This is a genomic window from Winogradskyella alexanderae, from assembly GCF_020166335.1.
In the GTDB taxonomy this organism is placed as follows: Bacteria; Bacteroidota; Bacteroidia; order Flavobacteriales; family Flavobacteriaceae; genus Winogradskyella; species Winogradskyella alexanderae.
Map to the genome: position 1 here is coordinate 62,058 of NZ_JAIUJR010000004.1, position 25,890 is coordinate 87,947.

Annotated in this window: 23 protein-coding genes and 1 tRNA gene; 7 read left to right on the top strand and 17 right to left on the bottom strand. The window is 35.5% G+C overall.

Annotated features, from left to right (window positions below; all coding sequences use genetic code 11):
• Positions 1–115 precede the first annotated feature (115 nt).
• Entirely contained in the window at positions 116–1,231 is a 1,116-nt protein-coding gene (gene gmd, locus LBU54_RS07620; RefSeq protein WP_224527980.1) for a GDP-mannose 4,6-dehydratase, read from the bottom strand.
• 204 nt (positions 1,232–1,435) lie between these two features.
• Here gmd and LBU54_RS07625 point away from each other — a divergent pair, with 204 nt between their 5' ends.
• The 5 genes from LBU54_RS07625 (at position 1,436) to LBU54_RS07645 (ending at position 6,931) form a co-directional block, all read left to right on the top strand.
• A complete protein-coding gene (locus LBU54_RS07625) occupies positions 1,436–3,838 on the top strand; it encodes a T9SS type A sorting domain-containing protein (protein ID WP_224527983.1) in 2,403 nt (800 codons plus the stop codon).
• A 98-nt stretch (positions 3,839–3,936) separates the two neighbouring features.
• Positions 3,937–4,092: a hypothetical protein gene (locus tag LBU54_RS07630; protein ID WP_224527985.1), complete on the top strand. Its 156-nt coding sequence runs from the start codon at positions 3,937–3,939 to the stop codon at positions 4,090–4,092.
• A gap of 15 nt (positions 4,093–4,107) precedes the next feature.
• Positions 4,108–5,235: a P-loop NTPase family protein gene (locus tag LBU54_RS07635; RefSeq protein ID WP_224527987.1), complete on the top strand. Its 1,128-nt coding sequence runs from the start codon at positions 4,108–4,110 to the stop codon at positions 5,233–5,235.
• 36 nt (positions 5,236–5,271) lie between these two features.
• Positions 5,272–6,303 (top strand): nucleotidyltransferase family protein, encoded by a 1,032-nt coding sequence (locus tag LBU54_RS07640; protein ID WP_224527988.1) that lies wholly within the window; start codon positions 5,272–5,274, stop codon positions 6,301–6,303.
• Positions 6,304–6,358: 55 nt separating this feature from the next.
• Positions 6,359–6,931, top strand: a complete 573-nt coding sequence (locus LBU54_RS07645; protein WP_224527989.1) for a hypothetical protein — start codon at positions 6,359–6,361, stop codon at positions 6,929–6,931.
• Between the two features lie 74 nt (positions 6,932–7,005).
• Here the strand turns inward: LBU54_RS07645 and LBU54_RS07650 are convergent, their stop codons facing one another.
• The 16 genes from LBU54_RS07650 to mraZ form a co-directional block, all read right to left on the bottom strand.
• Positions 7,006–7,953: a UDP-glucuronic acid decarboxylase family protein gene (locus LBU54_RS07650; RefSeq protein WP_224527990.1), complete on the bottom strand. Its 948-nt coding sequence runs from the start codon at positions 7,951–7,953 to the stop codon at positions 7,006–7,008.
• Between the two features lie 108 nt (positions 7,954–8,061).
• Positions 8,062–8,135 (bottom strand) — tRNA-Arg (locus tag LBU54_RS07655).
• 6 nt (positions 8,136–8,141) lie between these two features.
• On the bottom strand, positions 8,142–8,594 hold the full coding sequence (locus LBU54_RS07660; RefSeq protein WP_224527991.1) for a GatB/YqeY domain-containing protein: 453 nt from the start codon (positions 8,592–8,594) through the stop codon (positions 8,142–8,144).
• 151 nt (positions 8,595–8,745) lie between these two features.
• Positions 8,746–10,671, bottom strand: coding sequence for a cell division protein FtsZ (gene ftsZ / locus LBU54_RS07665; protein ID WP_224527992.1), 1,926 nt, complete (start codon positions 10,669–10,671; stop codon positions 8,746–8,748).
• Between the two features lie 49 nt (positions 10,672–10,720).
• Entirely contained in the window at positions 10,721–12,052 is a 1,332-nt protein-coding gene (ftsA, locus tag LBU54_RS07670; RefSeq protein ID WP_224527993.1) for a cell division protein FtsA, read from the bottom strand.
• Between the two features lie 3 nt (positions 12,053–12,055).
• Positions 12,056–12,775: a cell division protein FtsQ/DivIB gene (locus tag LBU54_RS07675; protein ID WP_224527996.1), complete on the bottom strand. Its 720-nt coding sequence runs from the start codon at positions 12,773–12,775 to the stop codon at positions 12,056–12,058.
• Entirely contained in the window at positions 12,765–14,117 is a 1,353-nt protein-coding gene (murC, locus tag LBU54_RS07680; RefSeq protein ID WP_224527999.1) for a UDP-N-acetylmuramate--L-alanine ligase, read from the bottom strand. Before murC ends, LBU54_RS07675 begins: the two co-directional genes overlap by 11 nt.
• Positions 14,114–15,211 carry an undecaprenyldiphospho-muramoylpentapeptide beta-N-acetylglucosaminyltransferase gene (murG, locus tag LBU54_RS07685; RefSeq protein WP_224528001.1) on the bottom strand — a complete coding sequence of 366 codons (1,098 nt, stop codon included), beginning with the start codon at positions 15,209–15,211 and terminating at the stop codon, positions 14,114–14,116. The genes murC and murG overlap by 4 nt, the downstream gene beginning before the upstream one ends.
• Entirely contained in the window at positions 15,211–16,407 is a 1,197-nt protein-coding gene (locus tag LBU54_RS07690) for an FtsW/RodA/SpoVE family cell cycle protein (RefSeq protein WP_224528003.1), read from the bottom strand. Before LBU54_RS07690 ends, murG begins: the two co-directional genes overlap by 1 nt.
• A gap of 48 nt (positions 16,408–16,455) precedes the next feature.
• Complete coding sequence (gene murD / locus LBU54_RS07695; protein WP_224528008.1) at positions 16,456–17,787, bottom strand: UDP-N-acetylmuramoyl-L-alanine--D-glutamate ligase; 1,332 nt, start codon at positions 17,785–17,787, stop codon at positions 16,456–16,458.
• On the bottom strand, positions 17,787–19,028 hold the full coding sequence (mraY, locus tag LBU54_RS07700) for a phospho-N-acetylmuramoyl-pentapeptide-transferase (protein ID WP_224528010.1): 1,242 nt from the start codon (positions 19,026–19,028) through the stop codon (positions 17,787–17,789). Before mraY ends, murD begins: the two co-directional genes overlap by 1 nt.
• Positions 19,029–20,492 carry a UDP-N-acetylmuramoyl-L-alanyl-D-glutamate--2,6-diaminopimelate ligase gene (locus tag LBU54_RS07705; protein WP_224528013.1) on the bottom strand — a complete coding sequence of 488 codons (1,464 nt, stop codon included), beginning with the start codon at positions 20,490–20,492 and terminating at the stop codon, positions 19,029–19,031.
• Positions 20,489–22,504 (bottom strand): penicillin-binding protein, encoded by a 2,016-nt coding sequence (locus LBU54_RS07710; protein WP_224528016.1) that lies wholly within the window; start codon positions 22,502–22,504, stop codon positions 20,489–20,491. Before LBU54_RS07710 ends, LBU54_RS07705 begins: the two co-directional genes overlap by 4 nt.
• Before the next feature lie 7 nt (positions 22,505–22,511).
• Positions 22,512–22,832: an FtsL-like putative cell division protein gene (locus LBU54_RS07715; protein WP_224528018.1), complete on the bottom strand. Its 321-nt coding sequence runs from the start codon at positions 22,830–22,832 to the stop codon at positions 22,512–22,514.
• Complete coding sequence (rsmH, locus tag LBU54_RS07720) at positions 22,829–23,725, bottom strand: 16S rRNA (cytosine(1402)-N(4))-methyltransferase RsmH (RefSeq protein WP_224528021.1); 897 nt, start codon at positions 23,723–23,725, stop codon at positions 22,829–22,831. Before rsmH ends, LBU54_RS07715 begins: the two co-directional genes overlap by 4 nt.
• Positions 23,712–24,182 (bottom strand): division/cell wall cluster transcriptional repressor MraZ, encoded by a 471-nt coding sequence (gene mraZ, locus LBU54_RS07725; RefSeq protein ID WP_224528024.1) that lies wholly within the window; start codon positions 24,180–24,182, stop codon positions 23,712–23,714. The genes rsmH and mraZ overlap by 14 nt, the downstream gene beginning before the upstream one ends.
• A gap of 285 nt (positions 24,183–24,467) precedes the next feature.
• On the opposite strand from mraZ, the gene LBU54_RS07730 reads away from it, so the two are divergent.
• Entirely contained in the window at positions 24,468–25,232 is a 765-nt protein-coding gene (locus tag LBU54_RS07730; RefSeq protein WP_224528027.1) for an alpha/beta fold hydrolase, read from the top strand.
• A gap of 40 nt (positions 25,233–25,272) precedes the next feature.
• Positions 25,273–25,887, top strand: coding sequence for a ribosome biogenesis GTP-binding protein YihA/YsxC (gene yihA / locus LBU54_RS07735; RefSeq protein ID WP_224528029.1), 615 nt, complete (start codon positions 25,273–25,275; stop codon positions 25,885–25,887).
• The last annotated feature ends 3 nt before the right edge of the window (positions 25,888–25,890 follow it).

A 25,890-nucleotide genomic window follows, 5' to 3' on the forward strand; every position in this document is an offset into this window, starting at 1 on the left:
AACTTCAACCAAATCTATGGCTTTCTTCCAGGCATCTAAATCTTTATGTGTTTTCATGTGAAATAAAAAATTTGGAACAGGATCATCTAATTACCAATCACGAGTAACAAAATCCTTACTCAAAATAGTTCAAAGTTGAATAACCGCCATCTTCAAGATACTGTTGCTTGGTCATTAGCTTTAAATCACTTTCCATCATCTCGTGAATTAAATCCTTCAATGAATATTTGCATTCCCAACCTAATTTTTGCTTGGCTTTGGTGGCATCACCAACTAATTGATCTACTTCGGTTGGTCTAAAATATCTTGGGTCTACAGATAATACTTCCTTACCGATTTCTAACTGGTATTTTGGATTGTTACATTCTGTGACAAAGGCTTTTTCATCCGCACCTTTACCTTTAAATTCAAGCTCAATACCTACTTCTGCAAAACTCATTTTTACAAAATCCCTAACCCTAGTCGTTTTACCAGTAGCAATAACCCAATCCTCTGCCTTATCTGCTTGCAGTATCATCCACATCATCCGTACATAATCCTTCGCATGTCCCCAATCTCGCTGTGCTTCGAGATTACCTAAATAAAATTTATCCTGTAATCCCAATGCTATACGAGATACTGCTCGCGTAATCTTTCTTGTCACAAAGGTTTCCCCACGTATTGGTGATTCATGATTAAACAGTATTCCATTACAAGCAAACATATCATAGGCCTCACGATAGTTTACGGTGATCCAAAAGGCATACATCTTAGCCACGGCATAAGGTGATCTTGGATAAAACGGTGTAGTCTCCGATTGTGGCACTTCCTGTACCTTACCATAAAGCTCAGATGTTGAAGCTTGGTATATTTTAGTCTTTTTTTCTAAACCCAATAAACGTACGGCATCAAGAATACGAAGTGCACCCAAGGCATCGGTATTACCTGTATACTCTGGTATTTCAAAAGAAACTGCAACATGGCTCATGGCGGCCAGATTATAGATTTCATCAGGTTGAATTTCCTTAATTAATCTAATAAGGTTAGTGCTATCTGTCATATCACCATAATGCAGATAAAAATTTTGATGGTCTACATGCGGATCTTGGTACAAGTGATCAATTCTGTCAGTATTAAAAAGTGAAGAACGTCTTTTTAGGCCATGTACTATGTATCCGTTTTTAAGAAGAAACTCACTTAAATAGGCCCCATCTTGACCAGTTATACCTGTAATAAATGCGACTTTATTCATTCTATTTCATTGATTAAAACACCATAAATAGATGCTTTACAAATCTAAGCTATTTTGAAGGACTAACCTTCTAGTGATTTGTAAACTAATTAACAGTTCGATAAAATCTGAAAAAGATCAATTGAATTTTGTTTTGATTTTTGAAAGTAGCAAAACAATTCTATCTTTGAGTATATTGAATTACAATCTAATCCTTAATTCTGAATGAGACATATCTACATATTTTATTTTTTTCTGCTGAGTATCGTATTTGGAGTTAATGCTCAAAATACTCCTAATACCATTTCGATGAATTCAGCAGATAACAATGCTACTGCATTTGGAACAAATGGAACAATAGCAACTTCAGTTACAACATTTTATACACATTGGGATAACACCTATATTTATATAGGATGGTCTGAAGGGAATACTAATTATAGTTCCGACATGTATTATGTTGCATTTGATACAGATCCAAATACGGCGACAGGCAGCAGCAATTCTGTCGAAAATGTGAGTTTTGAAACAGGTGGTAATCTTCCAGATTATTATATCGTATATGAAAACAATGATGACTTCTACGGTGCTCCTGTGTCCAATGGCAATGCTATTGAATTATATAACGGTACGTCAGGGTCTTGGACTTTTGTTAGCAGAACAGCAGGTGATGATGGAACAAATTCGCAAATTGATTTTCAAAATGCGCCTAATGGTGAGGTTAGAATTCGAATTGCATGGGCATCATTGAACTTTACTAGAGGTAATGACAAACCTTTAGGAATAACTTATTGGACCAATAACGAAGAAGGAAACTTTATGTGGTCAAGATTCCCAAATTCTAATCCCGCCACTGGGTCAACTCCCATAACAATGACCCATCAAATAGTTTTTAATTCTACGGGTGATGGTATTAATCCATCTACATCGTTTTATGAAAATGCATTGTCTTCAAATACATCTTACACCTCAATAAGTGATTCTAATTGGAATTCTACTTCTACATGGCAATTTGGAGGGATACCACTTAATGGCGGTGACGTAAGTATAAATAATGACGTAACTTCAGATATTAATGCAACAGTTGATAATGTAACTGTCTTCAGTTCAAAAAGTATAATAATAAATAATGGTGTTACTCTCAACCTTAATAATGAGATGGTTTTGGAGTCTACATCTACTAACTATTCAAGTTTAATCCGAAACGGTAGTATAAATGGTACAGTTAATTATGAACGCTTTGTTAACCAAATAGGAACAACCGGCGGATCAGTAGGTAATGATTTAATAGCTTTGCCCTTATTGAGTTTTGCATTTAATTTTCAACAATTCTTAGATATAGGGAGTCCTACTAATAGAGATGTCCTAGCAACAAATCCTGGTAATACTTTACATGCCTTTGGTGAATACGACAATAGTAATCTTGTATTTAATAATTTACCTACATATTTACCGACAGCCCCACCAGATCCAGGAGCTAAATTATTGGAGCAAGGTATCGGTTATCGGGCAGCAACTACCTCTGGTGCGAACCTTACTTTTACAGGCGATGTCTTAAATACCAATCTTGATGTTACAATATCTACACCAACTGCTGACATAGATAGTCAATGGAATTTAATGGGTAATCCTTTCCCAAGTTATTTGGATGCTTCAATTTTTCTTTCCGTTAATTCAGGTCCAATGGAAGATTCTGCCGAAGCTATTTATGCTTACAACAGTGGTACGTATTCAGGAGGGGCAGCAACAACGGCAAATAACTACACCATCATTAACGCTGCTACGATCTCTATGTTCAGTGGTGAGAACTTTAATATTGCACCTGGACAAGGCTTTTTTGTACCTGCAGAACCTACACAAGGATTTAGTGGTACCATCACCTTTGATGCAACGACGAATGATATGAGAACCACCTCTGGCGTTGACGACTATATAGTAGGGCGAACCAGTATACCAGGTTATACCTATAAACTGGGTTTGACCAAATCCACTGAGACCATAACGACTTTCTTTTTTATGGATGGTGCCACAAGAGGATTAGATCAGGGTTATGATGCAGGAACCTTTGGTGAAAGCAATCTTTATTCTCACTTGGTTGAAGGTAATACAGGTCGTAATATGGCATTACAAGCGTTAGCCCTTTCTGATGTTTCTGATGTAATAATACCATTAGGTGTTGATTCCAATATTGGAGAGCAGGTTACCTTCAACACTGCATTTAGTTCTATACCAGAAACCATTAATGTTTTTCTTGATGACACTGTTGCGAATACGTCGACCCTACTGAATGCAAACGACTACGTCCTTACGCCGACAGTAAATCTTAATGGTACAGGTCGATTCTTTTTAAGATTTACAGATAGTGCTTTGTCAAGTATAGAGAATAGTATTACAGATTATAAGATTATTGCAGATTATTCTGGTGATTCGATCATTGTATCAGGATTATTCGACAATAGTGTGGAAGCTAATATTTATGACATACATGGCAGATTGATGAGTAAAAGTAAGCTGAATTCAAATACTCAAATTCAATCTATAAGCACAGCACAATTAACAACAGGAGTATATATTGTTGAAGTAAAAAATGATAGAGTTAATTTAACAAAAAAAGTGATTGTACACTAGTAATCAATGCAATAACAAAATGTAATTTTCCTTAGTATTCAATTAACTTCAATTAATCATTTTATTTATTATTTTTGAACCAAATTTTGGCCAGAACCATGAACAAAGAAAATAACCAAATAACTCGTAAAGAGGCCATAAAAAAAATGGGGAAATATGCGACTATCACTGCAGTAGGTACATTCATGATTTTGAATCCACAAAAAGCGCAGGCAGATTCACCACCAAATGTTGGTGGAAATCCTTTTGATTAATCCAAAGTTATTATTTTGAAAAATGAATTAGCACCTACATATAGCTTTTTATGTGGTGAATATTGGGTGCTATGGTACGCTGTTTCTAATTCCTATAGCATAGTGGATAGTAATTTTAAATCTGTACTTGACTTATACTTAGAAGCTAAAAATGAAGATGACTTTTTAATGTCCATTAAACCAGCTGTTTCAGACCAAGATAGCCAAACTATAACTAATCAGATAAGAACGTATTTGGAATCTTGTAATTCTATTATTGAGCCTGAAAATATAATTGATATAAAACTAAATAATGCACACAGATACATTAAAAAAAAGTATCTCATCAATGAAAAGTCCATTGTGGTTTATTGTGATTCGGAATTGGTACTCAGTACGATACATCCTCAATTGGCTCATTTAGAAACGGAATTAGAAATACAGCCTGATGTAATTTTTGATGTTTATCTTAAAAATGAACATCTATATATGTTTAAAAATGACATATGCATCCTAAGAACACCTAAGAAAGACTATCATTTCCTCAGAGGAAAATTTGTGATGCACGTCTTTTGTGAAATTTACAACAAGAAAGTAGCAGACTGGTTAGGAACCTTTCATGGCTCTACCGTAACGGACAATAAATCTGCAATTCTGTTTAGTGGCGCATCTGGTAGTGGTAAAAGCACCATAAGTACACTTTTAGCCTCAAATGGTTTTTATTTACTTGCTGATGATGTTTCGCCAATGCTTGCAGAAGACAGGTATATTTACCATAATCCTAATGGGGTTTCAATAAAAGAATCTGCTTCAAAGCTATTAAGACCACTTATTAAGGGTTTTGATAATTTACCAACTGCAAACCTGAATCCAACAAAGGGCTTAATATATTATCATACTACAACTAAACCATCAAAAATTAGCTACCCATGTAAAGCAATTGTTCTGGTTAATTACAAATCAAACGCACGAACTGACTTAGAGGAAGTTTCCATTAAATCTATCTTAGAAACACTAATACCCGAATCGTGGCTTTCACCAGATCCTGAACACGCTCAGAAATTTCTTGGTTGGATGACTAAAGTGAAACGCTATAAATTAACTTATAGTGATACTAATGAAATGATCGAAATGGTTTCTGATATCTTCCGAGAGGAAGAGTAGACCATGCGTTTTTTTTAGTACTATATTTACTATTCAATGGCCAACCTTTTCAAAACATATCAATTAATTGCGCTTATCTTGAGCTTTACAACGGACAACAAGAAACTTGAAGCGCATATTAAAAATAAAACTGTTGATTGGGACGCATTGGTGAAAATTGGCAGTAGTCACCTCGTTTTACCGACAATTTATTGCAGACTAAAAGAGCGCAAATTATTAGATCTATTACCCGATGAACTTACCGCATACTTGGAGCAACTAACAAGTATAAATCGAAATAGAAATTTAGGTTTAATCGAAGAGGCAACGTCAATTTCAAAATTGCTTATGAAGCACGAGATTAAGCATGTCTTTTTAAAAGGTATAGCATTATTGTGTTCAAATGTTTACAGAGATACAGGTGAACGTATGGTAGGCGATATTGATATATTAGTTGAAAAAGAACAGGAGAAACGAGCTTTCAAACTAATTCAATCCTCAGGTTACAACAGAACTATTGGTTTTGATTACGAGGTAAAAGGTCATAGGCATTTAGACCGATTGGTGAATACCAAAAAATTGGCAGCTATAGAGCTGCATAACGCCTTGTTTAATTTAAAACATCAAGATCAAATTGATATTTATGATTTTTTTAATTCTACACATGTAGAGGGCGGAATACCTATTCCTTCATTACAGTTTTTAGGGCTTCATAATGTTTTGAGTTGGCAAATTAATGATAAAGGTTATTATTATTGTTCAATTAGCCTTAAATCTATCTATGATAGTTTAGTATTAGATATTAACAAAAATAACGTACTTGAAGAGAGACTAACCAACAAGTACATTAAGTCATACTTAAGTCTTGCCTCGATTCATTTTAAGGATTTTGATTCTTTAGGATTTAAACAAAACGTTTTTAAGCGCTTTTTATACAATCTAAAATTTCATTTCCCTATACTCCATAAAACCTTAAAACAATTTCAATTCGTTGCAATATCATTTCTAGAGCGAATCCATTTACTAGTATTCAACCAATCTTACAGAAAACATTTATTAAGCAAAATTTTATCTAAGGTAAATTCATAACTTTAACCATATTATACTATTTTTGATTACATAGTATTAATGTCAGACTATTTTTATGAAACGAATTTACCTTGCCATTCTGATAATGGCCATTGCACAAAGTACTTTTGCTCAAGAATCACAAAATGATAAAGATTGGTTTGCTAGTGTAGGCATAAACGCTATAAATAGCCAGGGTACACAATCTCCTTTTGGTGATATAGGCGATTGGGCAACTGGTCTGCCTATTTCATTTGCAGTTGAATTGAAATGGGATACCGGTCTTGCAATTGAACAAGCATTAACACTAAATTCATTCTCAGAGGGCGGTGTTGTTGATGGCGTTACTTTAGAAGAAGATTTAACTTATTTTGCCCTTGATACACACGCAAAATATTATTTCGGGCAGAAAATATTTCCTGAAGTTAAATGGTTAGATTTATATGGTAACGCTGGTTTTGGTCTATTTTCCTTAGATACAACGAATGTTACTTTTAATCTTGGTGGAGGAATTCTTTTTTGGTTAAATACAAGACAGACCACTGGAATTAGACTCCAATCAATTGCAAAATTTGCCCTTGATTCTAAAGATAGTGGCATAGATAGTAACCATTTCCAAACGCATCTTCAGGTTTTCTTTTTACTATAAGATAAAATTAAAGATTAAAAAAGGCACTCTAATGTTGAGTGCCTTTTTTTATATAACCATAAGTAAGCTTAAAACTACCAACTCTCTTTCAATAATTTGTCAAAGTATTCAATCGTATGTGTTAAACCTTCTTTTAATTGAATTTTTGGTTCCCAACCTTTCAATTCTCTTTTGGCCAGACTTATATCTGGTTGGCGTTGCATTGGATCGTCTTGAGGTAATGGTTTAAAGGTTAGTTTAGATTTTGAACCTGTTAAATCTAATATTTGTTGTGCTAATTCCAACATAGTGAATTCATTAGGATTGCCAATATTTACTGGACCTAAAAATTCATCCCTGGTATTCATCATTCTCACTGTACCTTCAACTAGATCATCTACATATTGAAAGCTTCTGGTTTGCATCCCGTCGCCAAACACAGTAATATCTTCGCCTCTTAAAGCCTGTACAATAAAATTTGAAACTACCCTACCGTCATTAGGGTGCATTCTAGGTCCATAAGTATTGAAAATACGTATTATCTTAATTTTAACTCGATTCTGGATATGATAATCCATAAACAATGTTTCAGCACAACGTTTACCTTCATCGTAGCAAGATCTTAATCCAATTGTATTGACATTTCCCCAGTATGTTTCCTTTTGTGGGTGCTCTGTTGGGTCTCCATAAATTTCGCTTGTAGAAGCTTGTAATATCTTTGCCTTAACGCGCTTTGCCAAACCAAGCATATTAATGGCACCCATTACAGACGTTTTAGTTGTTTTAATAGGGTTGTATTGATAATGAATGGGTGAAGCTGGACAGGCAAAATTATAGATTTCGTCAACCTCTATCATGTATGGGTTAATGACATCGTGTCTCACCAATTCAAAAAAGTGATGGTCCATTAAATGTTCTATATTACGCTTAGAACCCGTAAAATAGTTGTCCAAACAGATCACCTCGTTTCCTTCATTAAGCAAGCGTTCACATAAATGGGAGCCAACAAATCCTGCGCCACCTGTAACTAGTATTCTTTTCATTATAGCGTTTTAATTGTCCTTTAAAAATAAGGTTTATTTGTTAATCACCTTTGAGAAGATAAAAAATAAAAAAGCAAGCAATGCTATTGCTTGCCATTCAATTATTCGTGACCACGGTAGGATTCAAACCTACGACCGCTGGAGCCGAAATCCAGTGCTCTATTCAGCTGAGCTACGTGGCCAATTTTCTACTCACTTAATTTTGCTTTTACTATGGTAGAAATGGTTTTACCATCAGCTCGTCCTGCTAATTCTTTATTTACAATTCCCATAACCTTTCCCATATCTTTCATACCCTGAGCTCCAATGTCATCGATGGTCATAACAACTACCTTTTCAATCTCTTCCTCACTTAGCGCTTCGGGTAAAAATTGACTTATCACCTCTGCTTGGTCTATTTCAGGCAAGGCTAAATCTTTCCTGTCTTGTTCTAAATAAATTGCTGCACTGTCTTTACGCTGTTTTACAAGCTTTTGCAACAACTTTAATTCTTTCTCCTCTGAAAGTTCTTCTCCTCCTCCTGTGGCAGTCTTCTCTAAAAGTATTGCAGATTTAATAGCTCTCAAAGCTTCCAGCGCTGTTTGATCTTTTTCCTTCATTGCCATTTTCATGGCTTTCATAACATCGTCTTGTAAACTCATCTCTATAAAAAATTTGTATCTGCGAAGATACTAAAGATTTGTAAGTTTTCATCCTATTGCCGTGTACAATTGGAAACAAAAAACCCAAAAAGCTGAGGGACTTTTTGGGCTAGACTCAGGTGTGTTTAAAACACTTTAATCTGATATGCTATTAATCGACATTATCGTGCAAGAATGAATTATTACTTCTTAATTGAATTTCATCATTATCGTCTGTCCCTATGGACATTCTTGAAGTATTATTTTCTGAAGAGTGTTGTACGTCTTCTAAATCCACACCTTGTCTTTTGTAAGCAGGTTCCTTTTCTATTTCATCTATTTTAGCATTGTTAAACTTGTAATTGAAATCTTTCATTTTGCGACGACGCTCGTCTGCTCTGGCCTTAATCAATTCTGATATAGGGCTATTCATTGGATCAATCTCCTCTTCTGCTGTTTCCACCTCTTCCTCAATGGGTAAGATTTTCTTTTCAAAAATAACTTCTTCCTTAACCTCAGGTGATTTTGTATTTGTATTCATGGAAGATTCATAGGTTTCAAAATCATCTAAGGCATAGCGTTTTTCTCCCTCTTCATTAACCTCTGTTACAGAGATAATCTCTACTGGCTCATTAACATCCATATCTTTAACCTCATCATCTAGACTGAAAAACATTGTCTCTTCGTGCGCATCAGGTTCTTCAACCTTTTCCGGTTGATTTGAAGATAGTGGTAAATCAAATGTGAGCGTTATCTGTTCTTCTTGCTCTAGAATTGGCTCTTCATTTACAGGTTTAACTGGAGTTATAATAAATTCCTCTGGTTCAGAAGCTATTGGCTTTCTATCCAATACCTCTTCATAAACAACATTAATGTTTTTTATTAAATCTGTTGTTGGAATAATATCCATTTTATCTGATGCCTTTGAAACAACATCCAATTCTTCATCCTCATCTACAAGGGTGTGTCTAACAATAGGCGATTCTTTTTCTAAAACAATATCTGGCGTTATAATTACTGGTTCTTTTTCTTTTGTGCTGATCTCTTCACTCGGGGTTTCTTCAAGCGCATGTATTACTTTTTTTGCTTCAGTATTAGAAATTTCATTTTGCTGGTCTATATTAAAACCTGTTGCAATTATGGTTACTGAAATCGACTCTTCTAAGGCTTCATCCTCACCTACACCCATAATGATATTAGCACCATGACCTGCTTCTGCTTGGATATGATCGTTAATTTCACCTATTTCATCAATAGTAATCTCTTGCGAACCAGAAACGATAAGCAACAATACGTTTTTAGCTCCTGTAATTTTGTTGTCATTCAATAATGGAGAATCCAAAGCTTTCATTATAGCTTCTTGTGCTCTAGTCTGTCCTGATGCTGTGGCTGAACCCATAATCGCGGTGCCACTATTACTTAGTACTGTTTTGGCATCTCGCAAATCTATATTTTGCGTGTAGTGGTGCGTAATTACCTCTGCAATTCCTCTTGATGCCGTTGACAACACCTCATCTGCCTTAGAAAAACCTGCTTTAAACCCTAAATTACCGTAAACTTCACGCAACTTATTATTATTAATTACAATTAATGAGTCTACGTGTTGTCTTAAATTCTCGATACCACGTTGCGCTTGCTCATTACGCATTTTACCTTCAAACTGAAACGGTATCGTAACTATACCCACAGTGAGTATATTAAGCTCCTTTGCCATTTTTGCAATTATCGGCGCTGCACCTGTTCCTGTACCTCCACCCATTCCAGCTGTAATAAATACCATTTTTGTATTGGTATCTAACATTCTACGGATATCTTCAAGGCTTTCTACAGCGGCTTGTTCTCCTACTTCAGGGTTTGCACCGGCTCCTAATCCTTCGGTTAAGTTTACTCCAAGTTGAATCTTATTTGGAACACCACTATTTTGAAGTGCTTGAGCATCTGTATTACAGATTACAAAATCAACTCCTTTGATGCCTTGCTGGAACATATGGTTAATGGCATTACTACCGCCACCACCAACACCAATGACTTTTATTACATTAGATTGATGTTTTGGCAAATCAAATGAGATGTTTCCAAATTCGTTGCTATTACTCATATTACTTGTGATTATGGGATTTTTTATATTATGGTTAATTAATTATTTTCTACTCTGCGTTGTCTAAAAATTCTTTAACTCTTTCTGTTAATTTATCTAAAAAAGAACGTCGCTCCTTTACTACTTCATCTTTAGAAATCGTAATATCTTCGATTGATTCTTCAGAATTCTCGTTGTTTTCCGAACTCATTTGCTCACTTCTCTCGGCAAACTTTCGCTCCTGACGTTTTAATCCATCCATCACTAAACCAACAGCAGTTGCAAATAGTGGGCTGGCAATATCGTCGTCACTGTCACCTGCCAAATGCTCATTTGGATATCCAATCCTCGTATCCATTCCTGTAATGTATTCAACCAATTGCTTCAAATGTTTTAATTGGCTACCACCACCTGTTAAAACAATTCCTGCAATTAGCTTTTTCTTTTGCTCTTCGTGACCGTAATTCTTAATTTCTACATAAACCTGTTCAACTATCTCAACCACTCGAGCATGAATTATTTTCGATAAATTCTTTAGTGTTATCTCCTTAGGTTCTCTACCACGTAATCCTGGAATGGAAACTATTTCATTATCCTTGTTCTCACCTGGCCATGCAGAGCCAAACTTTATTTTTAAGAGTTCTGCCTGCTTTTCAATTATTGAGCAACCTTCTTTAATATCCTCCGTGATTACATTACCTCCAAAGGGTATTACGGCTGTGTGCCTAATAATACCATCCTTAAATACAGCAAGATCTGTTGTTCCACCACCAATATCTATCAAGGCCACTCCAGCCTCTTTTTCTTCCTGGCTTAAAACAGCGTTTGCAGATGCAAGTGGCTCTAGAGTAATTCCTTCGAGTTGTAATCCGGAACTTTTAACACATCTCCCAATATTTCTTATAGAAGAAACCTGACCAACAACTACATGAAAGTTAGCCTCAAGTCGACCACCGTACATACCTATTGGTTCTTTTATCTCGGCTTGGCCGTCTACTTTGAATTCCTGTGGCAAGACATGGATAATTTCTTCACCAGGTAGCATTACTAATTTATGGACCTGGTTTATTAATCTATCAATATCTGCTTCTTCAATTACTAACTCCGAATTAGACCGTGTTATATAATCACTATGTTGCAAGCTGCGTATGTGTTGGCCCGCTATTCCAACGGTTACCTCAAAAATTTTCTCCCCTGCTGCAACTTCAGCCTCTTGAACTGCTTGCTGAATTGATTGTATGGTTTGGGTTATGTTATTTACCACACCTCTATGTACACCTAAACTCTTGGATTTACCGACACCAAGAATTTCGACCTTACCATATTCATTCTTGCGCCCAATCATGGCTACAATTTTCGTGGTTCCAATATCCAGTCCTACAGCTATGTTATTGTTTTCCATAGTTTATTTTTTGGTACAAATCACTTGTTTGTCAAATTTTAGATTAACCATTTCAAAGGAGTCCAAAGTTTTGTCCTTAAATGCTTTCTGATAAAAGGCTTTAAAATTGTTTATCTTTTTATTTAGTTTTTTTAAAGTTCCTAAATGAACCTTAAAATCACTTTTTCGAACTTTAAAATCTATTGTACCATCATTATTTTGATGAATTTCAATAACATGTTTTTTTAAAAATTCATCTTCATCTACTGCTTTTGCAAATGTGTAAATCGTATTTAAACTTTTCTTGTTTATAGTCCCAGTAACCAGAGGAACCCGTGCCGTATAATTATCTGACAAAGGCATAAAACCACCTTCATCATCTATGTAATACGAAGCATTTGAACTTACTCTTGCAATAGGCCTTTTTTGTTCAATTTCAGTGTAAAGCTCACCGTTTATTGACATAAACACCTCTGCTTTTTTGATCATTGAATTAGAATTTAGGGCGTCTTCTAGTTCGTTCAAATCTATGATATCTTTAGATTGTTGCGTAACCCGTGGTTGATTTTGTATTAACAATTTACTAACAGTGGCATCCGTTATAAATAATTTGTTTTCACCTACAAAATGTGGCGGTTGAATGTTCACTTTTCTTTCTTTGTTTCTTTGATTGGAAAAAGCAAATAAAAAGCAAACAAGCACTAATAAACCTACAACCTTTATATAGTTAAACTTAATTCGCATGCGCAAGTCCTTTTTTAATATGTTCTACTTCATCGCCAATATCACCCGCTCCAATTGTTAAAAGTACGTCTACATCATTGTTATTTATATGATCTATTATTTCAGATTTCTGAATTAGCCTTTTATTTGGATTGTTGATTTTTTTCAATAACCATTCTGAATTTACGCCTTCGATGGGTAACTCGCGAGCCGGGTAAATTTCAAGAAGAAATATTTGATCAAATTTTGAAAGGCTTTCTGCAAACTCATTCACAAAATCTTGGGTTCTACTATACAGGTGCGGTTGAAAAATTACCATTACCTTTTTACCAGGATACATTTCTCTCACTGCTTCATGAACAGCATTAATTTCTTCAGGATGATGGGCATAGTCATCTATAAAAACAAAACTGTTAGTTTTAATGTGATAGGTAAATCTTCGCTTTACACCTTTGTATAATGCTAAAGCCTTGGCGAGCTGCTTAAGCGGGCAACCATATTCTGCAGCCATCGCCAGGGCTATTATTGCATTTGACAAATTATGTCTACCAGGTAGGCCAAGCTTGAAGTCTTTATGCGTTTGAATGGGTGTTTTTAAATCGAAAACGTAACACCCATTTTTTATCTTAATATTTTTTGCTGTATAGTCTGAATCATCATCAACACCATAGGTTATACCCTTAATTGGCAAACCGTTCTTTACAAATAGTTTACCGTTAGGTTTTATACACTTTGAAAAACTCTCAAATGCGCGTTTTAATTCTGAGGCATCGCCGTAAATATCTAAATGATCTGCATCTATTGAGGTAATACATGCCATATTTGGAGATAAGGTTAAAAACGAACGATCAAACTCGTCTGCTTCAACAACTGTTACATCGGTACCATTAATAATTAAATTAGAATTGTAATTTTGACTTATACCGCCTAAAAATGCTGTAACTGGTATTTCACAGGAGTATAGTAGATGGCCCAAAATACTAGTAGTTGTAGTTTTGCCATGAGTACCAGCAACTGCCAAACAAAACGTCTCCTCAGTTATTATTCCTAATAGTTCAGAACGTTTGCATACATCATAGTTATTGGTTTTGAAAAATACCAATTCCGTATGTGTTTTGGGAATTGCAGGAGTGTAAACAACTAAGGTTTCCTTGGGATTATAATATGGAGAGTTAACTTTTCTTAAATCCTCATTATAACTAACGTCAATGCCCAATTCCTCAAGAGTTTGCGTAAGGGCTGTTTTAGTTTTATCGTATCCTGAAACCTCTTTTCCGTGTGCGAGCATATATCGCGCTAAAGCACTCATCCCAATGCCTCCAATGCCTATAAAATATATCTTATTTTTAGTTTTCAGGTTCATTTACTAATTAATAGTTTGCCAATTTCATCAACAATTTCATTGGTGGCATTTGTTAGTGCTAATTTTTTGATATTGTCGCTGAGTGTTTTTCTTTTATCATTATTGGCAATTAGTTCAGAGAATTCATCTTTAAAATCTTTTTCCAAATGTTTTTCTGTAATTAAAACGGCCGCATTTTTATCTGCTATTGCCTTAGCATTCTTTGCTTGATGGTCTTCTGCCACATTTGGAGACGGAATAAATATTACAGGCTTGCCAACCACGCACAACTCTGAAACAGAAATTGCTCCAGCACGCGAAATTATGATGTCTGCTGCACTATACGCAAGATTCATTTGATTTAGAAATGCATGAACTTGAACATATTCTAAACCGTTGTATTTCTTATAAGTGTCATAGTACAGTTTACCGCATTGCCAGATTACTTCTACCTTCAGATCTTCAAAAAGTTGTAGGTTACTTTCTACTAATTCATTTATTCTACGTGCACCTAAACTACCTCCAAGAACTAATAAAGTATGTTTATTATGTTTTAATTTAAATGAGTCTTTTGCTTGGATTTGGTTATCCATTACTCCGAGTAAATCCTTTCGAATTGGATTACCTGTAAGAACTATTTTATCCTTTGGAAAAAACCGTTCTAATCCCTCATAAGCAACACAAATTTTATCTACTTTATTTGCCAAAAGCCTGTTTGTTACTCCTGGAAATGAATTTTGCTCCTGTATTAAACTCGGTATTTTCCTAGCTGAAGCTACCTGTAAAAGCGGACCACTGGCAAAACCTCCCGTACCAATGACAACATGTGGCTTGAATAATTTTAATATTTTCCTTGAACGAAGCAGACTGGCTATAAGTTTCAAAGGAAAACTTAGATTTTTAAATGACAGTTTTCTTTGAAAACCAGATATCCACAAACCCTCAATTGAATATCCCTCTTGTGGTACTTTTTCCATTTCCATCCTGTCAGAAGCACCCACAAATAAAAATTCTGCTTTTGGATATCGCCTTTTCAATTCGTTTGCAATAGCAATTGCCGGATAAATATGGCCACCCGTTCCTCCGCCTGATAATATGAATCTATAATTTTCCACTAAATGGCTTCACTTAAAATATCCAATGGATTATCGTTTTCTAACTCTTCCTTATTTTTTATTTCTTGTCGTTTAGCACTAACGCTAAGAATTATACCTATTGCAAGGCATGTCATCCATATTGATGTACCACCACTACTTATTAATGGTAAGGTCTGACCTGTCACTGGAAACAATTCTACCGCAACTGCCATATTTATTAGAGCTTGAAAAACAATAGGTAGCCCAACACCTAGCACCAAAAGTTTTCCAAAAATGGTATCTGCTTTTTGGGACACGATCACGATTCTAAAAAGCAACCAACTGTAAAGAATAAGTAGGAACAACCCGCCTATCAAACCGTACTCTTCGATGATTATAGCAAATATGAAATCCGAAGAAGACTGTGGCAAAAAGTTCTTTTGAACACTTTTGCCAGGACCCACACCTTGTATACCACCTGATGCAATAGCAATTTTAGCTTTTTCGATTTGGTAATCTGCTTCAGTATCTTCATCATTAGTAAAACTTTCGATTCTACTTAACCAAGTATCTACACGATTTGGCATGGCATCAGGAAAGGCCTTTGCAACCAATACAAACATTGTTAAGGCAATCAGTCCTGTTCCAATTATTATTAGCAAATACTTAATTGGATAGCCACCTATAAATGCCAACATCATAACCATTGTAAAGATTATAGCTGTAGTGGAAAAGTTGGCTGGTAATATTAATATTAGAATAAAAAATACTGGTGCCCAAAGAGGTATTATGGTTTCTTTAAAACTTACGGCTTTGTCTTTAATTTTAGATAGGTAACGCGCCACATAGACCATGAGTACAACGGCTGCCAGTGTAGAGGTCTGAAACGACATATTAACAATCGGTATTTTAATCCATCTACTAGCATTGGCTCCTTCTATGGTGGTACCTTGAAGTAAGGTTACTAAAAGTAAAACTAAAACAATAGGCACCATGACTATTGATAATCCTCTGAAGTATTTATAGGGTATTTTATGCACACCATACATTAAAGAAAAACCCAATACCAGATGCATGAAGTGTTTTACAAAATATGAAAAAGTATTCCCTGTACCACCTGTATAGGCTAAATTGCTTGCTGCACTATAAACGGGAAGGAACGAAAATATAGCTAACAACGTTGCAATTGCCCAAATTGCCCTGTCCCCTTTTATTTGTGTAAATAGTTTTTGCATGCTTAACCAAATGTTTGAATATGAGTCCCTAATTCATATTACGCGTTTTTATAAGTTTCGTACAGCATTTTTAAATTGACGTCCTCTATCTTCATAATTTTCAAACAAGTCGAAACTTGCACATGCTGGCGATAATAGCACATTATCCCCAGCCTCTGAGACTTTATATGCAATCTTTACCGCCTCTGACATATATTGTGTTTCAACAATGACATCAACCATATTGCCAAAAGCTTCAAACAACTTTGTATTATCAACTCCCAAACAGATGATTGCTTTTACCTTTTCGTTTACAAATGGAAATAACTCTTTGTAGTCGTTACCCTTGTCCTCTCCACCAACAATCCAAACAGTAGGTGCATCCATACTCTCTAAAGCATAATATGTTGCATTTACATTCGTTGCTTTAGAATCGTTTATATACTGAACCTTGTTGATTCTTAAAACATGTTCAAGTCGATGTTCTACACCTTGAAAATTCTCAAGACTTTCCCTAATAGTCTGCTTTCTAATTTTTAATAAATGTGCAACAGTAGATGCTGCCATTGCATTTTTAATGTTGTGTTTTCCCTCCAATGTAATGTTTTGTGTAGGCATAATTATTTTGTTGTTATCTATGGTTATTGTTATTGCGTTATTACTATAGTATGCCCCCTCATCTAATTGCTTTACCAATGAAAAAGGCAATAATTTTGATTGTATTGAATGATTTTTTATGTGATTTGAAATGACCGGGTCATCTGCATCATAGATGAAATAGTCCTCAGAAGATTGGTTTTCTACAATTCTAAATTTTGATGCGATATAATTCTCAAACTTATAATCATAGCGGTCTAAGTGATCTGGTGTTATATTAGTTAGAATGGCCATATTTGGTTTGAAATACTTAATGTCATCTAACTGAAAACTACTAACCTCAAGAACATAATTTTGATAGTTTTTTTCTAGCAACTGCTTAGCAAAACTGTCGCCAATATTTCCTGCCAAACCAACTTCAATTTCCTGTTTCAAGATATGATGTGTTAGTGCTGCAGTTGTTGTCTTACCATTGCTCCCTGTAATTGCTACTAAATTGGCCTTTGTGTATCTAGAAGCAAACTCTATCTCAGAAATTACCTCGATATTTTGTGTTCTTATTTGCTTTATCAATGGCACTTTATCAGGTATGCCTGGGCTTTTCATTACCAAATCTGCATTAAGTATTTTAGACTCAGTATGCTTTTGGTCTTCAAAATCAATATCATTATTTAAAAGAACGTCCCTATATTTTTGTTTGATTGTTCCTTTATCCGAAACAAAAACCTCGTACCCCTTTTCTTTGCCAAGCAGTGCAGTACCAACACCACTTTCCCCACCACCAAGTATCACTAATCGTTTCATTATCTTATCTTAAGGGTAACAATAGATATTATGGCTAATAGAATTCCTATAATCCAAAATCGTGTTACTATTTTACTTTCGTGATATCCTGATTTCTGATAATGGTGATGTAATGGAGACATCTTAAAAATCCGTCTTCCTTCACCATATTTTTTTCGTGTGTATTTGAAGTAACTTACTTGCATAACCACAGATAGATTCTCAGCTAGGAAAATGCCACATAAAACAGGTATTAACCACTCCTTTCTAACGGCAATTGCTATCACAGCAATTATTCCTCCTATGGTCAAACTCCCTGTATCTCCCATAAAAACTTGTGCTGGATAAGCATTGTACCAAAGAAAACCCACCAAGGCACCAACAAAGGCGGCGATATAAATAGTAATCTCCTCTACCTTTGGGATATACATAATGTTCAGATATTCCGAAAAGATTATGTTACCGGAAACCCAGGCAAAAATGCCAAGGGTTAGCACAATGATTGCAGAAGAACCTGCTGCCAATCCGTCTATTCCGTCTGTTAAATTTGCTCCATTTGAGACTGCAGTAATTATGAAAATACTTACCAATATGAATATAATCCAGGCATATTTGTTTAACTCTGGGCTAATCCATGTAATGAGGCTAGCGTAATCGAATTCATTTCCCTTTACAAAAGGAATTGTAGTTTTGGTTGATTTTTCCTCGGCCTTAAATAATTTAGTTGCTGGTATATCCGGATTTTCCGCGAGTAAAACTTTTTGTTGTTCAATCGGAAGTTTCTCCTTTATCGTAACATCTTTGTGAAAGAAAAGGGTAACACCAACTATTATCCCAAGGCCTACTTGACCTAATACTTTGAATCTCCCTTTTAAACCCTCTTTGTTTTTTTTGAATTTTTTAATGTAATCATCTATGAAACCAATGGTTCCCATCCATACTGTTGTAACTATTAGTAAAATGATATAGATATTTTCAAGTCTTGCCAATAAAACAACTGGAATAAGTGTAGCGAGAATGATAATTATCCCTCCCATTGTAGGAGTTCCCGCTTTTTCAACCTGCCCTTCTAGTCCCAAATCCCTTATTGTTTCACCAACTTGTTGACGTTGCAGAAACCTTATTATACGTTTACCGTAAATAGTAGATATCAAAAGCGATAAGATAATCGCCATTGCAGCCCTGAATGTTAAGAACCCAAAAAGTGTGGCGCCTGGAAGTTGAAATTGTGCTTCGAGATATTCAAATAGATAATACAGCATTTACTTTTGTAATTGTTTTAAGAGTTCTTGTACTATTTTAAAATCGTCGAAATCAAATCGTTCGCCTTTAATCTCCTGATAAGTTTCATGCCCTTTCCCTGCAATAAGAATTATGTCTTTAGGATTTGCCATTTGACAAGCCGTTTTTATTGCTTGTTTTCTATCTGTAATGGACAATGTTTTCTTGAAGTTTTGTGGCTCTACGCCTTTCTCCATATCCACAATGATTGCTTCAGGCTCTTCACTTCTCGGGTTATCGCTAGTAAAAATTACTTTAGTACTTAAGGCAGAGGCTATATGCGCCATTTTTGGCCTTTTCGTCTTGTCTCTATCACCGCCACAACCTACAACCGTGATTAGCGCTTCGTTCTTTGTCCTTATGCTATTAATGGTTTCGAGAACATTTTTTAAAGCATCAGGTGTGTGTGCATAGTCCACTATGGCAGTAATTTTATCTTCTGAAATAAAATATTGAAAGCGTCCGCTAACGTTCTCCAGCTCACTTATGAGTCTTAATATCTCGTCTGAGTCTAAACCAAGAAGTTCTGCGGCACCAAAAATTGCCAGAATGTTGTACGCATTAAAATCACCTATGAGCTTTGTCCATAACTCGTTGTCATTCAATTTAAGTAACAAGCCTCCAAAATCATTTTCAAGAATTTGAGCTCTGTAATCAGCATAATTCTTCAGAGCATATGTATACTTTTTGGCTTGTGTATTCTGAAGCATTACCAAACCATTTTTATCGTCTGTATTGGAAAGTGCAAAGGCAGTTTTTGGAAGATTGTCAAAAAATGATTTTTTCACATCTCGATATTCCGCAAATGTTTTATGATAATCTAAATGATCATGTGACAGATTGGTGAAAATTCCTCCTGTAAAGACTAATCCTTCAGTTCTACTTTGATGAATTCCGTGAGAACTGGCCTCCATAAAGCAATACTCAACGCCTTCATTATTCATTAATTTTAAATATTTATTGATGCTAAGTGAATCTGGAGTTGTGTGCGTAGTTTTATAGGTTTTATCATCAACCATTATCTTAACAGTTGAAAGCAGGCCGACTTTAAAACCAGCTTTTTTAAATAATTGATAGAGAAGACTTGTAACCGTGGTTTTTCCATTAGTACCCGTTACACCAACAAGCTTCAGATTTTCTGAAGGATGGTCATAAAAATTTGACGCCATATAGGCCAAAGCCTGATTAGAATTCAAGACTTCTATGTAGGTGATGTTTTCAACAAGAGTTTCAGGCAAGCTTTCACAAACAATAGCTTTTGCACCTGACATAATTGCTGTTTCTATATACTCATGACCATCTGTTTGTAATCCTTTTATGGCCACAAAAACATCATCGTTTGTAATTTGACGAGAATCAAATTCAATTTTGTTGACGGTAATACTTGTGCTACCAACAACAGCATTAATAGTAACCTTGTACAATATATCCTTTAGTTGTTTCATGAGGCTTCTAGAACTATTGTTTGGTTAGGATTTAATTTTTGATGCTTGACTATTGACTGTTTTTTTATAACACCACTACCCTTTAATTTTACATTTACCTCAATCTGAAGATTTTCTAGTAAGGCTAAAGCATCCATGGCCGGCATGCCAATAACATCTGGCATTAACTGTTTGTATTTATTGGCCATGACATTATAATTATTGTAGTCCTGATCTACAGTAGAATTATTGAAGTTAAGAGTCTCAACTTCATCAATAATGGGTGTTTCCGTATAAATCTTCTGTGCAATTCTCTTAAACACGGGACCCGACACATCTGCACCATAATAGCCAACTTCTGTACTCGGTTTGTGTATTACAACAATACAGGAGTATTTAGGCTTGTCTGCTGGAAAATAACCTGCAAACGACGAAACATATTTTTTATCATTTTTCCACTCTTCAAAGTTGGCGTAATCCGTTCTGGCTGTGCCTGTTTTTCCCGCCATAGAAAATGTTTCTGAATACATTCTTTGACCCGTTCCTCGAACCACAATATTCCTGAGGATGTCTTGCATCTCTCGAAGTGTTTTTTCTGTACAAATTTTATCAACCAGCACCTCCTTATCAAAAACCTCAATATCCTTATCAAATGACTTCACCGCTTTTATAAATCTTGGTTTTATAAGTTCACCATTATTTGCAATGGCATTATAAAACGCTAAAGTCTGTAAAGGCGTAATGGTTAAGTTGTAACCATAGGCCATGGAAGGCAATGCGTTTTTACTCCAGTTAGATGCACCTGGTTTTGCAATATCTGGTTTTCCTTCTCCAATAATAGACACCCCTAAAGGCTTATCTAATTTCCAGCTATGCAGACGATCTAAAAATTTTTCCGGATTTTTTGAATAATGATCATCAATTATTGTTGCAAGACCAATGTTTGAAGATACTTCAAGTGCTTTTGCGGCCGATATCTTACCATAACCTCCTCTATGGGAGTCACTTATAGTTCTACCGTAAAAATATTTGATGCCATTTTTGGTATCTACTATCGTAGATGTATCAATGACCTTATCTTCGAGAGCAGCCATCATAGCCATAACCTTAAATGTAGAACCTGGCTCATGACTCTCACCCACAGCATAATTTAGACGTTCATAGTAGAGGCCATTTCTATTTCTGCCCAAATTGGATATAGCCTTGATTTCTCCAGTTTTAACGTCCATTACAACCACGCAACCATGATCGGCTTTATATTTTTCTAACTGCCCAAGTAGCGAATGATGGGCAATATCCTGTATGTTAACATCAATTGTTGTATATACGTCATAACCGTCTTTAGGTTCAACTTGATTAAAGTCTGCAATCGGCTTCCATTGGCCATTGCCAATTTTTTGCTTTAACCGCTTGCCGTTTTCACCTCTTAAATATTTTATCCCAAAAGCACCATCTATACCAACACGAGTTGCATAACCGTTCTCATCAATCTTTTCATAGCCAATAGAACGCTCTGCAATACGACCCATCGGATGTTCGCGTTTGGTTTTTTGACTGAATACGAAACCCCCTCTTATTGCACCGAGTTCTAATAGTGGGAATTGCCTGAATCTTGTAAAGTCCGTATAGGAAAGATCTCTTGCCAACAAGACATACTGATTGTTGGTTTTTCTTGCTTTTCTCAGTTTATTTTGAAAGCTTAATGCCGATTTCCCTGTAAATGCCTCAAGCGAATCGCAAAGTGGTCTTATGTAAGTTTCGAAATTAGAATTTGACGATGTGACAGGGTCTATACCAACGTCGTATTTAGGTATTGATGTAGCCAACAAACTACCATCAGCAGAATACACATTTCCTCTATTTGCTGGTATTTCAAAATCTTTTACCGTCCTTTTCTCTGCAAGCTGCCTATAAGTTTCGCCTTGCACAAACTGTATACTACAAAGCTTAAAAACCACGGCAAGAGCAAAAACAAATAAACTTCCTGAAACGAAGTATAGTCTATTTAATATGTTAGTTTCTGTTGTTGCCAATGTCTTACTATTCGCTTTGTGATTTTACTTTAATCTTTTTGGGTGGTATTGCTGAAATCCCAATACCTTTGTCTGCTACTTTCTCAATTATTGTAGACTCCATTTTAAGACGCATTAGCTTTGAGCGTCCATCCACGAATGCAGACCTCAATTCCTTAACTTCATTTGTTAGCCTTGCTATCTCATGTACTTTTTTATCCGCGCTATGTGAGCTGGCAATCATGATAATGGCTAAGGCAGAAACAAAAATGATAATGCGCCAATTTTTGAACGAATCATCACTTATCAGAAATTTTCCTCGTAAAATGCTATAAATACTTTGCTTCATATTTTTTCTGCAATTCTTAGTTTAGCACTCCTAGCTCTGTTGTTTTCTCTTATTTCAGCTTCAGAAGGAGTAATTAATCCCCCTACTTTCTTTAATGGTACTTCAAAATTTCCAAACATATCGCGCTCAGGTTCACCTTCAAACATCCCATTTCTTATAAAGCGCTTTACCAATCTGTCTTCTAACGAATGATAGGAAATGCAACTTAGCCTTCCTCCTTTTCTCAATACCTCTGGCACCTGTAACAAAAACTCCTTTAAAGCTTCCATCTCTTGGTTCACCTCTATTCTTATTGCCTGATAGATTTGTGCTAACACCTTGTTTTCCCTCTTATGGTTTAAAAACCTTTTTAATACGCTCTTTAATTGCTTACTTGTTTTTATATCCTCATTTTGCCGCGCTTCAACAATTGCCCTTGCCATTGCTGGTGATTGACGTAATTCGCCATATTGGTAAAACATTTGTCTTAGTTCCTCTTCGCCATAGTTGTTAATAACATTATAAGCAGATAAATCGCTGTTCTGATTCATGCGCATATCCAAGTTAGCCTCAAAACGTGTTGAAAAACCGCGATCTGCCACATCAAATTGATGTGACGATACACCAAAATCTGCCAAAATCCCATCGACCTCCCTTACTCCATGAAATCTTAAGAACCGTTTTAGATATCTGAAATTCTCATTAATGAGAATAAACCTTTCATCTGCCAGAGCATTTACTAAAGCATCCTTATCTTGATCAAATGCAATTAGCCTACCTTGCTCACCTAATCTGGAAAGAATCTCCCTACTATGACCACCACCGCCGAAGGTTACATCTACATAAATTCCATCTGGTTTAATATTTAAACCATCAACTGTTTCTTTAAGTAGTACTGCATTATGATAAGCCATCGTCATTATCATCTTGACCCATTACTTCTTCAGCCAAATCTGCAAAGTCAGATGTTGCATCATCAATAGCTGCTTCGTATTTATCCTTATCCCAGATTTCTATAATATTAACCGCCGAAGCTAAAACAACCTGTTTTGTAATGCCTGAAAAGTTAATCAGGTCCCTTGGTATTAAAAGTCTTCCTGCGTTATCAACCTCGACCATTTTTACACCAGCCGTAAACCGTCTTATGAAGTCATTATTCTTTTTCTTAAAACGATTAAGCTTATTCACTTTGGCCATAAGCACATTCCATTCTTGCATTGGATACAGTTCCAAACATGGCTGAAAAACTGCACGCTTTAAGACAAACCCATCTTGCAACGTTGATGATAGTTGCTTTTTTAAAACCGCAGGAATCATTAATCTCCCCTTGGCATCTGCCTTGCACTCGTATGTACCTATGAATGAATTCAACTGCTGATAATCGGTTTAGATTGATTGAGTTCCAAATATATTGAAAAAATAACCACTTTTTACCACAAAATCCCACATTTGTTGATAAGTTTTGTTACTCTCGTAAACTTGACAAAGTTTTTCTAAGTAAATACAGTACTTTGCAAGTGATATTAAAAGTGGTAATTATCAACAGAAAACTTTAAAAAACTTATAGTTCTAATAGTTGATATATTTTGGCTCAAACTCTAATTTCAAAAGGATTTAGTTATATTTGTTTTGAACACGTAAGCACTAACATTTTCAATGGCACACCTTTTAAAAAAAGAAAAGGATTTTAGTTATATAGAGGTAGGAGAAGGCACACCAATTATAGTGCTACATGGTTTAATGGGAGGTTTAAGTAATTTTGACTCAGTCACTACATACTTCAGCGCAAATGGGTATAAAGTTCTTATTCCAGAATTACCGATTTACACCATGTCTCTTGTTAAAACTAATGTAAAAAGTTTCGCAGTTTATCTTAAAGATTTTATAGAGTTCAAAGGATTTAAGGAAGTCATTTTATTAGGAAATTCTCTTGGAGGACATATAGGTTTGTACCACACAAAAATGTTCCCTGATAAAGTGAAAGGCCTCGTTATAACTGGAAGTTCTGGATTGTATGAGAGTGCTATGGGAAGTGGTTATACCAAGCGCAGTGATTACGATGTTATAAAGAAAAAAGCACAAGATGTTTTTTACGATCCTGCTATCGCTACAAAAGAAATAGTTGATGAAGTTTATGAGACCGTAAACGACAGGAATAAACTCGTTAAGACTTTGGCTATTGCCAAAAGTGCCATACGCCACAATATGGCGAAGGACTTACCTAATATGAAAACACCAACCTGTATCATCTGGGGTAAGAATGATACGGTAACACCTCCAGAAGTTGCTGAAGAATTTCACTCTCTATTGCCAGATTCTGATTTGTTTTGGATTGACAAATGTGGTCACGCTGCCATGATGGAGCATCCAGATGAATTCAATAAGATTCTCAACGGATGGCTGGAAAGTCGCGAGTATTAAACATTAAAACTAAAATATTCCTGTTTCCGCAGGACGTGCAATGAAAATAAAATCTGCCGATTTTGTAATGAGTAATTCGGACGTAGCCAAGTGTCCAAAGCGACCATTGCCAGAATATGCCTTTATTGGAAGAAGTAACGTCGGCAAGTCTTCATTGATTAATATGCTTACCAACCGTAAAAGTCTTGCCAAGACTTCTGGGAGACCAGGTAAAACGCAACTTATTAATCATTTTATAATAAATGATAGCTGGTATCTTGTTGATCTGCCCGGCTATGGTTATGCAAGAGTATCAAAATCCTCTAAGAAGAAATTTCAGAAGTTTATCACCAACTATTTTGAACAACGGAAGCAATTGGTCCTCGCCTTTGTCTTAGTTGATATTCGCCATGAACCTCAGTCTATTGACTTAGAATTTATGGAATACCTTGGTATTAATGAAATACCTTTTGGAATTATTTTTACTAAAGCTGATAAATTAAAACCTAAAGCTATAGAAAGGCAAATTGAAGATTACTGCCAAGAGCTCTTGAAAACCTGGGAAGCTTTACCACCATATTTTATTACCTCATCAAGTAAAAAAATTGGTCAAGATGAAGTACTTGATTTTATTGAAGCCACCAACGAGGAAATAGAAAAACTCAGAAAGCAATAAAAT

What these genes read in the sequence shown, in the direction of transcription:
- gmd (WP_224527980.1), bottom strand. Translation starts at nt 1,231, where the DNA reads ATGAATAAAGTCGCATTTATTACAGGTATAACTGGTCAAGATGGGGCC.
- LBU54_RS07625 (WP_224527983.1), top strand. Translation starts at nt 1,436, where the DNA reads ATGAGACATATCTACATATTTTATTTTTTTCTGCTGAGTATCGTATTT.
- LBU54_RS07630 (WP_224527985.1), top strand. Translation starts at nt 3,937, where the DNA reads ATGAACAAAGAAAATAACCAAATAACTCGTAAAGAGGCCATAAAAAAA.
- LBU54_RS07640 (WP_224527988.1), top strand. Translation starts at nt 5,272, where the DNA reads ATGGCCAACCTTTTCAAAACATATCAATTAATTGCGCTTATCTTGAGC.
- LBU54_RS07645 (WP_224527989.1), top strand. Translation starts at nt 6,359, where the DNA reads ATGAAACGAATTTACCTTGCCATTCTGATAATGGCCATTGCACAAAGT.
- LBU54_RS07650 (WP_224527990.1), bottom strand. Translation starts at nt 7,953, where the DNA reads ATGAAAAGAATACTAGTTACAGGTGGCGCAGGATTTGTTGGCTCCCAT.
- LBU54_RS07660 (WP_224527991.1), bottom strand. Translation starts at nt 8,594, where the DNA reads ATGAGTTTACAAGACGATGTTATGAAAGCCATGAAAATGGCAATGAAG.
- ftsZ (WP_224527992.1), bottom strand. Translation starts at nt 10,671, where the DNA reads ATGAGTAATAGCAACGAATTTGGAAACATCTCATTTGATTTGCCAAAA.
- ftsA (WP_224527993.1), bottom strand. Translation starts at nt 12,052, where the DNA reads ATGGAAAACAATAACATAGCTGTAGGACTGGATATTGGAACCACGAAA.
- LBU54_RS07675 (WP_224527996.1), bottom strand. Translation starts at nt 12,775, where the DNA reads ATGCGAATTAAGTTTAACTATATAAAGGTTGTAGGTTTATTAGTGCTT.
- murC (WP_224527999.1), bottom strand. Translation starts at nt 14,117, where the DNA reads ATGAACCTGAAAACTAAAAATAAGATATATTTTATAGGCATTGGAGGC.
- LBU54_RS07690 (WP_224528003.1), bottom strand. Translation starts at nt 16,407, where the DNA reads ATGCAAAAACTATTTACACAAATAAAAGGGGACAGGGCAATTTGGGCA.
- murD (WP_224528008.1), bottom strand. Translation starts at nt 17,787, where the DNA reads ATGAAACGATTAGTGATACTTGGTGGTGGGGAAAGTGGTGTTGGTACT.
- mraY (WP_224528010.1), bottom strand. Translation starts at nt 19,028, where the DNA reads ATGCTGTATTATCTATTTGAATATCTCGAAGCACAATTTCAACTTCCA.
- LBU54_RS07705 (WP_224528013.1), bottom strand. Translation starts at nt 20,492, where the DNA reads ATGAAACAACTAAAGGATATATTGTACAAGGTTACTATTAATGCTGTT.
- LBU54_RS07715 (WP_224528018.1), bottom strand. Translation starts at nt 22,832, where the DNA reads ATGAAGCAAAGTATTTATAGCATTTTACGAGGAAAATTTCTGATAAGT.
- rsmH (WP_224528021.1), bottom strand. Translation starts at nt 23,725, where the DNA reads ATGGCTTATCATAATGCAGTACTACTTAAAGAAACAGTTGATGGTTTA.
- LBU54_RS07730 (WP_224528027.1), top strand. Translation starts at nt 24,468, where the DNA reads ATGGCACACCTTTTAAAAAAAGAAAAGGATTTTAGTTATATAGAGGTA.
- yihA (WP_224528029.1), top strand. Translation starts at nt 25,273, where the DNA reads ATGAAAATAAAATCTGCCGATTTTGTAATGAGTAATTCGGACGTAGCC.